The organism is Pseudoalteromonas apostichopi, assembly GCF_030297135.1.
In the GTDB taxonomy this organism is placed as follows: domain Bacteria; phylum Pseudomonadota; class Gammaproteobacteria; order Enterobacterales; family Alteromonadaceae; genus Pseudoalteromonas; species Pseudoalteromonas apostichopi.
In genome coordinates this window covers 2,262,565-2,275,016 of the sequence record NZ_AP028065.1, presented here as the reverse complement: position 1 = coordinate 2,275,016, position 12,452 = coordinate 2,262,565, and the positions used below count along the sequence as shown (strand labels likewise).

General features: G+C 40.9%; 10 protein-coding genes. 1 reads left to right on the top strand and 9 read right to left on the bottom strand.

Annotation, left to right across the window (positions count from 1 at the left end):
• Positions 1 to 313: 313 nt before the first annotated feature.
• The 5 genes from QUE86_RS10225 to QUE86_RS10205 all read right to left on the bottom strand — a co-directional run bounded on the left by QUE86_RS10225 (position 314) and on the right by QUE86_RS10205 (position 5,034).
• Positions 314 to 1,135 (bottom strand): hypothetical protein, encoded by an 822-nt coding sequence (locus tag QUE86_RS10225; protein WP_286257007.1) that lies wholly within the window; start codon positions 1,133 to 1,135, stop codon positions 314 to 316.
• 351 nt (positions 1,136 to 1,486) lie between these two features.
• A complete protein-coding gene (locus tag QUE86_RS10220; protein WP_055021399.1) occupies positions 1,487 to 1,834 on the bottom strand; it encodes an immunity protein Imm33 domain-containing protein in 348 nt (115 codons plus the stop codon).
• A 198-nt stretch (positions 1,835 to 2,032) separates the two neighbouring features.
• Positions 2,033 to 2,680, bottom strand: coding sequence for a hypothetical protein (locus QUE86_RS10215; protein ID WP_167658697.1), 648 nt, complete (start codon positions 2,678 to 2,680; stop codon positions 2,033 to 2,035).
• Between the two features lie 256 nt (positions 2,681 to 2,936).
• Positions 2,937 to 3,623 (bottom strand): hypothetical protein, encoded by a 687-nt coding sequence (locus QUE86_RS10210; RefSeq protein ID WP_167658698.1) that lies wholly within the window; start codon positions 3,621 to 3,623, stop codon positions 2,937 to 2,939.
• 226 nt (positions 3,624 to 3,849) lie between these two features.
• Complete coding sequence (locus QUE86_RS10205) at positions 3,850 to 5,034, bottom strand: BaiN/RdsA family NAD(P)/FAD-dependent oxidoreductase (RefSeq protein WP_286257003.1); 1,185 nt, start codon at positions 5,032 to 5,034, stop codon at positions 3,850 to 3,852.
• A 323-nt stretch (positions 5,035 to 5,357) separates the two neighbouring features.
• Between QUE86_RS10205 and QUE86_RS10200 the strand changes: the two genes are divergently transcribed.
• Positions 5,358 to 7,493, top strand: coding sequence for a S8 family peptidase (locus tag QUE86_RS10200; protein WP_178926566.1), 2,136 nt, complete (start codon positions 5,358 to 5,360; stop codon positions 7,491 to 7,493).
• An 88-nt stretch (positions 7,494 to 7,581) separates the two neighbouring features.
• Here the strand turns inward: QUE86_RS10200 and QUE86_RS10195 are convergent, their stop codons facing one another.
• The 4 genes from QUE86_RS10195 to QUE86_RS10180 all read right to left on the bottom strand — a co-directional run bounded on the left by QUE86_RS10195 (position 7,582) and on the right by QUE86_RS10180 (position 12,348).
• The gene (locus tag QUE86_RS10195) at positions 7,582 to 8,055 is read right to left on the bottom strand and encodes a peroxiredoxin (protein WP_178926565.1); all 474 of its coding nucleotides are present in this window, start codon (positions 8,053 to 8,055) and stop codon (positions 7,582 to 7,584) included.
• A gap of 106 nt (positions 8,056 to 8,161) precedes the next feature.
• Positions 8,162 to 10,087 (bottom strand): methyl-accepting chemotaxis protein, encoded by a 1,926-nt coding sequence (locus tag QUE86_RS10190; RefSeq protein WP_167658702.1) that lies wholly within the window; start codon positions 10,085 to 10,087, stop codon positions 8,162 to 8,164.
• Positions 10,088 to 10,370: 283 nt separating this feature from the next.
• Positions 10,371 to 11,126 (bottom strand): class I SAM-dependent methyltransferase, encoded by a 756-nt coding sequence (locus QUE86_RS10185; RefSeq protein WP_167658703.1) that lies wholly within the window; start codon positions 11,124 to 11,126, stop codon positions 10,371 to 10,373.
• Between the two features lie 43 nt (positions 11,127 to 11,169).
• The gene (locus QUE86_RS10180) at positions 11,170 to 12,348 is read right to left on the bottom strand and encodes a response regulator (RefSeq protein WP_286256996.1); all 1,179 of its coding nucleotides are present in this window, start codon (positions 12,346 to 12,348) and stop codon (positions 11,170 to 11,172) included.
• Between the last annotated feature and the right edge of the window lie 104 nt (positions 12,349 to 12,452).

The following is a 12,452-nucleotide window of genomic DNA, read 5'->3' as shown; positions in this document are numbered from 1 at the left end:
AGCTATCAGCTATCAGCTATCAGCTATCAGCTATCAGCTATCAGCTATCAGCTATCAAAATTATGTAGGGCGTCATTTATGGCGGCAAGTATTGATTTTAGGTGCTAGGTGCTAGGTGCTAGGTGCTAGGCGCTAGGCGCTAGGCGCTAGGCGCTAGGCGTAAATATAAGATATCGAGTTTCTTCATTGAGTCACTGTTTATTAAGAATAAACCCCCCTTTGGCTTCAAAAGCAGCCAAAAATAAAACACCTTGCTGATTGATTTGAAAGTATCAAAAAGCCCCACGAGTGCGAGGCGTTTTTATTGTTTTGTCTAGAAAGCATACTTTGTTATTTTAACATTTTTAATTACCGCTTCATCACCGTATTTCTGAAATAGATGATACATTGCGAAAACTGTGCGTTGATGGCCGTGATTAGAAAAGTAATAGTCGCCATATTTTACAAAGCTCCATTCACCATCAGATCTTGTTTTACGATCATTACCAATTCTTTCAACTGGCATTCCTTCATGCCCCCTATTTTCATCCTCAAAGTAGCCTAGTGACTCTTGGTTTAAGTTTCCTCCATGAAGATAATTAAAAAGAGTTCCTCTATATGTAGTATTTGGTTCAAACACTTCTTCCGAGCCCGTAGCCATATTATTTGTTGTGCAGGCACCTAAAATTCTTTTTATAGGAACATCGCCATACTCGTCAACACCCGTAACATTATTATATTGACTGTATTGTACTGGGCATTCGTACTTGTTATCTGATGAGAAGCCCCACTCAATTAATGTTTTATTTGAAAAAGGCGCTGGCCTTAGTTCTTCCATATTTCGAAGCTCTGCAATGACAGTGTTTTCAGGCTCATCTCCATAAGTTTTTCTCTTATGAGTTTCCAAGAACCTATGCTCATGGGGAATCAATTTACTCTGCCTTTCTCGCTCTTCGAGTTCAGCTTTTTTCATTTCTTGCAGGGCTATCATTTCAGACTTTACATTTTCACAAAGAGTTTCCCCTACCATAATGAGAACCAACGCTGCAACGACTAACACCCATTGTTCAATTGCTAAGAAATAATCTAGTGCAAGCCCCAGAACGAATAGGTCAATTAGCAGCGAGCCTTGATGCTGATATATAAATTTTTTCATAATCACCTTTTGATTGTAAAATAAACGACACCAGTGGTGTCTCAGTTTCTGCTGTTTGACAAAGTGAGGAATAAGAGCACGGAAATGGGTTCCTTAAAATTATGCGCTATAAACATCATTTATGATGATTATGCCGTAAGTAATCAGCTCATCAAAAAATTATGTGCTTTTGAAAATTTTTAAATGAATGATGAGTAGAAATTTGGACAATTAAAAATAAACAATAAAAAGCTCACAAGTTTGAGGCTAATGTTGGCCCCTTTGGCTTCAAAAGCAGCCAAAAATAAAGCCCATTTATGCCCGACAAGAAAAAGCCCCGCGAGTGTGAAGCTTAGAATTCAAACTATGTCGTCAAATATTTAATAAAGACTCATCAAACCAAACATCAACATAATCTCCTGCGATTAAAAACCTATAACCCGGAGGTAGCGCAAGATACTTTTTGATATCAGGACACCACTCACCTAAATGAGCAACATGAAGAGGAACGAAAAAATCAGGTTCTTCAGAAAACTCTTCTCCACCCCAAATGTACCAACCTGTTGTATCTCCTTCAGGGGAGTGTCTTAGTCCATTAATAGGAATAACCCCTTGCTTGACGTTACGAGAAATCCCAACTTTCATATCTTCGGGAGATGATACAAAGTCAGCATTAAATTCATTACATACCAATCTTTGAGTTTTTGTAATTTCAGTCATTATAAATCATGCTCCTTTTACTGCGCTTCAAACACATGGGAGCAGGTTTTGCTTTTTGTCACTACCTCACCCATGCCAGCAAGCGGTTCTTTCCATTGAGCAGCTTAGCCAGTCTTGAAAACAAAATCCAAGCCACCACAGCTAGAAAAAACAAGGCCCCGCCAGAGCGAAGCTTTAGATTTAAATTGAAATCACTGATCAATCTAATGAATCTAAAAGTTCATCATATTTAAATAGTACAGATCTAAAATCATTAGGATTTACAATTTTATCTAGCTTCTCTTTTATCACAGGGATATCCTCTTCTCGGATTCCCTCTGCTAATAAGTTTAAAATAGCACACCTATCTCGATAATCTCTGGAGTCAGAATAGCAAACTAATAGGTTCCCAATTGAGTATGTTGGATCAAGTTTATATAACGCATAGTGAATTCTTAAAACAGTTCCACTCTGAAGATTCCCACCTTTTAACTTACTAATCAAAAGCTTAATAACTTTTTCATTTTTAGAATTTAGCTCAGCTAGACTAATTACACATGAATTAACGACATAATGGCTAGGGTCATCTAATAATTCGCAAATCTTTTCTAAATTATCAAGTAAATCAAATTCAGCAAGAAATTCTATACAATCAGAGCGAATAAGTTCATCGCTATATAATAATCCTCTGTTAAAAATATTTTTAATTTCTTCGGTATACTCAAAGCATGCCAATTTAGAAAATGATCTTTCTCTTATTTCACTATCATCAGATAATACACCTTTTTTAAGCTTATCAAATGATTGTGCGGTTTCATCACTAATAACTTCTATATCATCCATATAAACGTTCAGCATATTAGTCATATCATTTTACTCCAGAACTCATAGTGTCAGGTCTTGCTTTTTGCCACTACCTCGCCCATGGCATCAGAAAATAATTTAGCTTAACTCCAATGATTTTATTTAACTACTTATCGCCAATCATATGCATGAAAAATAAATGGGTAACATTATAGTTGCTAGTTTTAGGTGCTAGGTGCTAGGTGCTAGGTGCTAGGTGCTAGGTGCTAGGTGCTAGGTGCTACCAGCATAGTTTGACTTTTTATGAATGCGATAGATTTTATTCAGCGCACTTATCATCACTGACTCGTATGAAACTAAGCTCTTCCTTAATCTGCTGCTTTAGAGAATCATTGGAGACTTTTTGTATATTAGTCCTAAGCATTTCTAGCGCGTAATCACCTTCAACAAGCAAAAGAGAGCTTAATGCAGAAGATCCAACAAAGGTATTTTGATTGTTAATCAATAGCTCAATCAACATATCAACATCTTCACGTTCGCCTAATAACCCGAGCCCACTGATTGCAGAATCCTTTAAAACATTCTCATCCGAGTTAATCATTTTAATGATGTACTTACGAGCACGGCTTTTATTCACGTTAGCATCAAAGCATCTATTCTTAAGGTTTAACCTCCACGTTAGAGAAGATAAGCGAATTAAGTTGTCATTTAGTAAGTGCTTTTGACTAGTATTATTCCAAATATCATTCAAAACCGTGTTGTATATTTCTGGATTAAACCCTCGACTAGACCAACCGATTGATATTAAGTTTGCAACAGAAAATACAGCAGCCCTATAACGTGTATCCCAGTAAGAACCAAGCTCTATATTTTGCACTGAGGTATCGGCTTTCAATATCGCTTTTTCCAAATCTGATTGCCACTGCCAACTAACATCATCAGCATGCGAATGAGATGTAATCACCAGTAGAAAAGAAAGTACTAAGTAAGCTTTAAAGCTGTTCATAGAATAATAAACTCGTTTCTGAGGTATCAATCGGAGTAATAAATTCATCTTCATATTCTGGATAAAATTTATATACTTTATTCATCTATTACTCCATTAATAACAGCCTCGCGCTAAAGCACGACCTACAAGCAAGTGCTAACCTAGCTCCTAGAGCCTAGCTCCTATGCCATAACCACTAATACCTTTCCCCTAGTAACTTGCAACTCGCAACTAGCAACTCAAATCAACAATACTGCCCTGCTGCAAAGCCGCAGCTCCAAGCATATTGGAAGTTGTAGCCGCCTAACCAGCCGGTGACATCGGTTACTTCGCCGATGAAATAAAGGCCCGGTGACTTTTTCGCTTCGAAGGTTTTTGAGCTTAACTCGTCGGTGTCTACACCGCCAAGCGTTACTTCGGCTGTTCTATAACCCTCTGTGCCGTTAGGTTTAATTTGCCAATTATGAACGTAGTCATGTAACGCGTCGATTTGCGCATGGCTTAGCTGGTTTACATTGCAATCTGGAATAGCCTTGGTGTCGTGCAGCATTTCAACAAAACGCTTTGGTAAAATTGTCGCAAGAGTATTTTTTAGTGACTTTTGCCCTTGGCTTTGACGCCACTGCTCAAGCTGCTGTTTTAAATCAAGCTCGGGTAACAAGTTGATGTACACAGTTTGCCCTGCACGCCAAAAAGAGCTGATTTGCAAAATCGCTGGGCCCGAAAGGCCACGGTGAGTAAACAGGATGTTCTCTTTGAACTGGGTGCCATCTTCACTGCTAACCAGACAAGGAATACTGATCCCCGATAAACCTTCAAAGCGATCTTTATCGTGCTGGTGCAAAGTAAATGGCACTAATGCCGCCATGGTTGGTAACACTGTTAAACCAAATTGATCTGCAATTTTATAACCAATTGGTGTTGCACCGAGCTTAGGCATGGTTAACCCACCGGATGCAACAACTAACGACTCGCATTGATAGCTGTCTTGCTCGGTAATAACTTCATAACCAGCATCTGTTTTGGTCACACTGAGTACTTCGTTACGCAGCGCTATGTTAACTCCCGCCCACTCGCACTCAGTTAAAAGAATATCGACGATATCTTGTGCGCTGTTATCGCAGAATAACTGGCCCAGCGTTTTATGGTGATAAGCCAAACCGTGACGGTCCACCAGCTCAATAAAGTCATGTTGGGTATAACGGCTTAAACACGATTTTACAAAGTGAGGATTGCCACACAAGTAATTGTCTGGGCTTGCGTTTTCATTGGTGAAGTTACAACGACCACCGCCGCTGATTAATATTTTACGGCCCGGCTTTTTGCCCATATCAAGCACAGTAACATTGCGACCACGGTAGCCTGCTTGTGCAGCACACATCAAACCTGCGGCACCGGCGCCAATCACAATTACGTCTACTTGGGTCATTACTCATACTCACTAAAAAAATTTAGCTGATTATAACAAGTTATTTTCGCTGCAGTGTTAACAGTACGGTGTTTTTACAAAAAAGATAAAACCAAAAAACGAAATAAAGTAAAAACTCAAAACTAAAAATTTATAACTTTATTATGAGAAAAGTATTAAAAAACACCATAAAAAGACTGATTTAGACGTCTATACATTCGGTTATAACCAAAATAGAGACAACCATAATAAAACGATATTTTAACTAAATTTACATTTATTTTACCTTTGTCCCCCTTCGCGAAAAATACCGTGAAGATTTACATAACAATCTAGGGATCATTATGACAACTAACAACAACTTGAAGAAGTGCGCAATTGCACTGAGCTTGACTGCGTTGTTTGGGACAACAGCAGCAATGGCTACTCCAAACCAACTTATGTCGCCATCTATGCAGGAAACTGCAGCAAAATTACAAGGTCAAGAAGGCTTTGGTACGCAATTCATCATCAAATATAAAAATAACAATGATGAAATGATGACTATGTCGGCAGCAGAACAATCGCCAACTATGATGAACAAAAAAGCAAAAGGCTTTGTTAAAAACTTCACCAGTAAGAAAGGTAAAGTAAAAGCACAATATGTTCGTGCAATGGCGATGAATAATCACCACGTAATGCGTGCTGATAAAAAACTTTCTGCTCAAGAAGCACAAGAGTTCATGCAAGAGGTGCTTGCAACAGGTAATGTTGAATACATCGAAATTGACCAAATGTTAAAGCCATTTGCAACGCCTAACGACCCTCGTTATGACGACCAATGGCACTACTACGAGCAAGCAGGTGGTTTAAACCTTCCTACAGCTTGGGATACAGCAACAGGTAGCGGTGTGGTAGTTGCGGTACTTGATACAGGTTACCGTCCTCATATTGATCTAAACGCAAACATCCTTCAGGGCTATGACATGATCTCTAACGTGTCTGTAGCAAACGATGGGGGCGGTCGTGATAGCGATGCTCGCGATCCAGGTGATGCAATCAGTGCTAACGAGTGTGGTTACACACACGGTGCTCAAGACTCTAGCTGGCACGGTACGCACGTTGCCGGTACAGTTGCAGCTGTTACTAACAACGGTGAAGGTGTTGCAGGTGTTGCTTATGATGCGAAAGTAGTTCCTGTTCGTGTACTTGGTAAATGTGGTGGTTTAACATCTGATATCGCTGACGGTATTATCTGGGCTTCAGGTGGTTCAGTTTCTGGTGTACCAGCAAATGCTAACCCTGCTGATGTTATTAACATGAGTTTAGGCGGTAGCGGCTCATGTAGCTCTACAACACAAAATGCAATTAACCAAGCCCGTAACAACGGCACTGTAGTCGTTATCGCAGCAGGTAATGACAACGATAACTCTGCAAACTACAACCCAGGTAACTGTAATGGCGTAGTAAACGTTGCATCAGTAGGTCGTAACGGTGGTCGTGCATACTACTCAAACTACGGTAGCAACATTGATGTTGCAGCACCGGGTGGCGCGCAAAGCTTTGCTAATGATTCTGAAGGTGTGTTATCAACTCACAACTCAGGCTCAACAGGCCCAAGCAGCGATTCATATCACTACTCGCAAGGTACATCGATGGCAGCACCACATGTTGCGGGTGTCGCTGCGCTAATCAAGCAAGCTAAACCTTCAGCAACGCCTGATGAAATCGAAAACATTTTAAAATCAACAACCCGTTCTTTCCCAGCAACATGTACTAGCTGTGGGACAGGTATTGTGGATGCGGCAGCAGCAGTTGCAGCGGCATCAGGTACAACTCCGCCACCACCAACGGGGAATGTGTTAGAAGATGGTCAAGCACTAACAGGTTTAAGTGGCTCTGCTAGCAGCCAAACTTTCTACACAATGGAAGTACCTAGTGGAGCTACTAACGTAACTTTCACTATGAGTGGCGGTACAGGTGATGCTGACCTTTACGTTCGTGCAGGTAGCGCACCAACAACGTCAACCTATGATTGTCGTCCATACAAAGGCGGTAACAATGAAGTATGTTCTATCGATAACCCAACAGCAGGTACTTACCATGTAATGCTGAATGGTTATTCTGCCTACTCAGGTGTTAGCTTAGTGGGTGATTTAACTGTATCAGGCGGAGGTTCAGGCTCAGGTTCACCACAAGCAGGTGGCGGCACAGTGACTGATATCTCGGCAAGTGCAGGTCAGTGGAAACATTACACATTAGAAGTACCAGCAGGTATGGCAAGCTTCACAGTAACGACTTCTGGTGGCTCGGGTGATGCTGACTTATTCGTTAAGTTTGGTAGCCAACCAACGACATCAAGCTATGACTGTCGTCCGTACAAAAACGGTAACGCAGAAACATGTACATTCAGTAACCCACAAGCAGGTACTTGGCACTTAAGCTTAAATGCTTACAAGACTTTCTCTGGTGTGACATTGGATGCACAGTATCAACCTTAATAGTTGATCTCCCCAGTTCCCCCCTGGGACTTTCAGCCGGACTTACGTCCGGCTTTTTTGTATTTACTTAATTAAGCACGAATTGCTATTAAAGTTTTTCTAGCACAGATTCAGCGCGGCTCACAACAAACTCTTTATCTTGTTCAACAAAAAGCCCTGTTACTATTTGGTTTTCAACGATCATCGCGTAACGCTTTGAGCGCACACCACCAAAACTTGCCGTATCTTTATCTAAACCAAGTGCTTTAGTAAAGCTGGCATCACCATCAGCCAACATACGAATGTGCTCAGCATTGTGCGCTTCACCCCATGCTTTCATTACAAATGCATCGTTTACCGATACACAGTAAATTGCATCAACGCCTTTGGCAGTAATTTTATCAGCTAAGGTGATAAATTCTGGTAAGTGAGCATTAGAACAGGTTGGTGTAAATGCGCCAGGCACGGCAAATAACACCACTTTTTTATCTGCAAATAATGCCTCTGTTGATAAGGTTTGCATACCTTCACTAGTTAATTCGCTAAGGGTTGCTGCAGGTAAAGTTTGGCCTTGTTCGATCATCGTGATTCCTTGAAAGAAAATAAGAGTACAGAGTATATACCCAAAAAATTGAATACCGCATGATTTAAGGGGAAACAATGCAAAACATTGTTCGCCCTTTTAAGTGTTATAAACCTAAGCTGGATTTAATAGTGTGCATTTGCTCTTGTAGGCGCAGCTGAATATCACTAACCAGTGAGTTCGACTCGCTTACTTGCCCCTTCATGCTTTGCATTGATTGGCTAAAGTTTTCGAGTAAAGCATTTTGCTGCTTAGCAAGCTCCATAGCATCAAACGCTACTTTATTGGCATCTTGCGCGTTGTCAGCTACGCCTTCTGAGTTACGTTTAAGCTCTTGGGCATTTTGTGTTTGCAGCTCGGCATCATTAGCCAACGCACTAATTTGCTCTGATACCATGGTTGAATTTTCACTTAAGCGGTTTAGCTGACTATTAATATCATCAAGTGAACCTTGTGTTTGTCTGGCAAGTTTTCGGACTTCGTCCGCTACAACCGCAAAACCTCGACCATGTTCACCGGCACGAGCCGACTCAATCGCTGCATTCAGTGCCAATAGATTTGTTTGTTCAGCAATGTTTTTGATCACCTCTATGACTTGGCCAACATCATCAACCCCTTTTAATAGCTCTTTTAAGCTATCAAGACCTTGTTCAACGCGCTCTTCAGTTCGAGAACTTGCGGTTAACATGCTGTCGGCAAAACCTAAGCTTTGCTCCATCGCCCCAAAAGTTTGTTTAGCATTATCAGCAACTTGACCATTTATGTTATTGACCTGCTCACCAATGTGTTGAATATCAGAAAGTAAACCTTGGTTTTGTTCAACCTGAGAATGGCTGGCATCCGTTTGCTGTGCAATGGTATGTAAGTGCTCGCTCATCTCTAGCATAAAGTCATTAATAACCTTCAGCATTTGTGCTCGTTCTTCTGCCTCACCACGCTGACGCTCAATCAGTTGATTAAAGTAATGGGCAATTTCACCTATTTCGGTTTTCGGATTTTTACTCTCGATGTTTTTAAGCTCATTACTTTCAATTAAGAAAGCAAAACCATCACGTAATTGGCGCAATGGGTTAAGCACTTGGTTACGCTGTACAAAGTAAACACCCCCCGCTAAAACCACCAGCATGCTAATGGCCACACAGAACACGATAAACACTTGTTGCTTAAGATTACTTTGTTCATCTTTTAACTGTTGCTCAGCACCAAGCACCGTCGCAGATAGGGCTTCAATCTGTTCTCGAAGTGCTTGCATGCCAGTTTGACGTTGCTCAGCTTGCTCAAGAGTGGATGCTAAATCACGTGGGAAACGTTTAGGCCAGCTACTTAGTTCAGCTTTAATATCACCGGCTAAGTCTTCAGCTTCTTCACCAAAAAACAAAGCGTCTTCATCCACTTCGCTCATAACACCTAGGTTTTCAAGTCTATCGATTTTAGCAGCAAGGTCATTTAGGTTTTCAACACTTTGATTGAGGCTATTTTTAGTGTCTTGATCATAGTTAAGCACTAACTTGTATGTATACAAAGCGAGTGATGTAACTTCGCTGTAGTAGTCAGCAGCAAGTTGATAATACTCAAGTGCAAGCACTGTTTGCGGCTCGGCTTTGCTTGCATAGCCAATTAACGATGAGGCCGAACCTGCCATTTGCCTTAACGAGTTATCGAGCAGCGCCATTTCGTTACCCGATAGCTTACCTAAAGCACGATACTTACCATTAATGTCTTTATCGAGCGCCGTCAGTTGGCTATTTAGTTGGCCCGCCAAGTCGTTAGGTAGCTCAGTTAAATGCTGCTTTTTAACATCGCTTATTAGCGTTGAGGCTTTATTTAAGTGTTGGCTGTCACCTTGCTCTAAATAATCATCAAGGTAACTTTTTAAATCAATAATGATGGTGTTTTTAAGCTTATTATAAGCGTTATCTTGCTGCTCTAAACCGAGTAAAGTTTGACTAGCCCAGAACAGGGTTGCTGCCAGTAAAATACTAGCGAGAGTGAGTAAAACGGCCAATAGCCGAGTAAATGATGACACGCGCATAAACGATATTCCCAAGTAACGTTACGCGCGTAGAATATTAACCTTTTATGACAATTTGATGTAAACCGTAAAAAATAACAGGTAAAAACGAATCAAACTAAGCTAAAAGGGTTACATAAATACCAATTCGCTTAATTAAGGGGTCTATTTTGAGGCAATAAAACCTCGTCGATAACAAGGCAAAAATTTCGTTATTAAGTTGCTCTTAATGAAAAATTTTTAACGCTGGTAGCGGTAGGTTTAATCCCTCAAAATGATTAAGTATTATTGCGGATTAATGGTATTAAACCATTGCTGCCTTCACATACACATCAAAGCGGTTCTTTTTAGTTTTGATTTGCATACTCGGGGTTTTATCATTTAGAAATGGGGCGTAATCTGGGCGCTTTACGACTACTCGTTTACTAGCAAGCGGATAAGCAAAATCAAGAAGATCATCGGCATCGTTATCTCCGCCCACAAGCTCTTGGAATACTCGCATTTCTTTTTTAACAAGGGCTGACTTTTCACGATGAGGAAACATAGGATCTAAGTACACAACATCTGGTGTATCGCTGCACTGCGCCAGTAAAGTATGGCTTGAGCCAAACACTAGGCTCATGTTTTCTTTCATCCAAGGACCAATTTCAGCATCGTTATAGGCGCGTTCTAGGCCGTCAAATAATAGCGCAGCAACAACAGGGTGGCGTTCATGCAAAATCACCTTACAACCTAGCGATGCCAGTACAAAGCCGTCGCGGCCAAGCCCCGCAGTGGCGTCAAGCACCACTGGCGTGGCACCTTTGTTTAACCCTACAGCCTTTGCAATTGCTTGCCCTTTACCACCACCAAACTTACGGCGATGGGCGGCAGCACCGGTTACAAAATCAACATGGATAGCACCAAGTTTTGGCTCGTCCTTTTTCTTTAAGCTGAGACCCTGATCGTCATAATGAAGCGAAAAGCCAACATTCTGCTCAGCCCACTTAGCCAAACCAAAACGCTGTTCGATGGCATCTAAATAAGGACGCATTTCTTTAAAAGGACAATGAATTACCACGCAAAACTCCGAGCTAAATTATTCGGCGCCAGTATAGCATGGCTTAAAATAGCTCGATATCCGTTTGTGAAGTGACATCTTCGGTCTCACTCGGTTCAGCCATTTTTTGTAAGCTAGCTAAAAGTTCACTACGCGATTCGATAATATGCTTTAGCTGATACTTTATAAACGCTAAGTCTTCATTGAGCGAGGTAAACTGCAATTGAGTTTGTTTTAATTGCTGTAGGTGAAATGCGACTTCTTCACTACTTGATAAACCACTTTGCTCAATAGACTTGTTTAGCTCATCAAGTTGGGCGGCAAATTTCTCTACAGCATGTTCGCGCGAATCACTGTTTTGGTACATTTGATCAGATAACTCATTAAACGAGTTACCTATTTGCTGCGCTTGAGTCAGTGCCCGCTCGTTGTTTTCCATGTCTTGTACTTTAGCGTTAGTCACTTCAAGAATATGCGGAAATAAATCTTTATAACGGCCATAAAGCTGGGCATCATCAAGTGGCATGTTTTTGACCAGCATCGACACTTTAGGGTAATTAATAATTGTGCGATGGCTAAAGTCAACAAAGCGATTTGCATCACGGTGTTTTTCGAGTAGCTCTTGCTCTAGTGGACACACTCCGCCCTCAGCGCTACAAAATACGCCAATATCTTGATACCAAAACGCCAGCACTACATCGAGCTCCATCGGATTAAAAAACTCAAACATATGCTCAGATAACGCTTTGATATCGTGTGCATGATAGCTCTGCCCAACGTAGCGCATTATACGACCCATATCGCCTGAATCTGTCATCGCGATTTCGGCAGTGATTTGCGCTCGCTCTACATCACTTTTAAGCTTTTTAGAGTGCTGACGATATTGATATAACACGCGAATACGTGCCATGAGCTCTTCAGCATTAAATGGTTTTACAATGTAATCAGCTGCACCTGCGTTATAACCTTTTACACGGTCAGGTAAATCAGCTTTACCCGACAAAAACATCACAGGCGTGTCTTTTGTTTGCGGGTTGGCTTTTAATTCGTTACATACCTCAAAGCCCGTTTTACCCGGCATTTCGATATCAAGTAAGATGATGTCAGGGTTGTACTTTAACGCCTGTCTTAATCCTTCGTCGCCATTTTTAGCATGGATCAGTGTGCAAAAGCCCGATAGCGATTCCTCAATCACATGATGGATATATTTATCATCATCAATGGCTAATACCAGTTTTGACATGCTTAATTCCTATAAACTCTTTTTTAAGAAGAATAGTACGAGAGCGTAATTTTGCGAAGAAATATTAATAAAAAAAGCGCCTTACGGCGCTTTAAATCAACAAA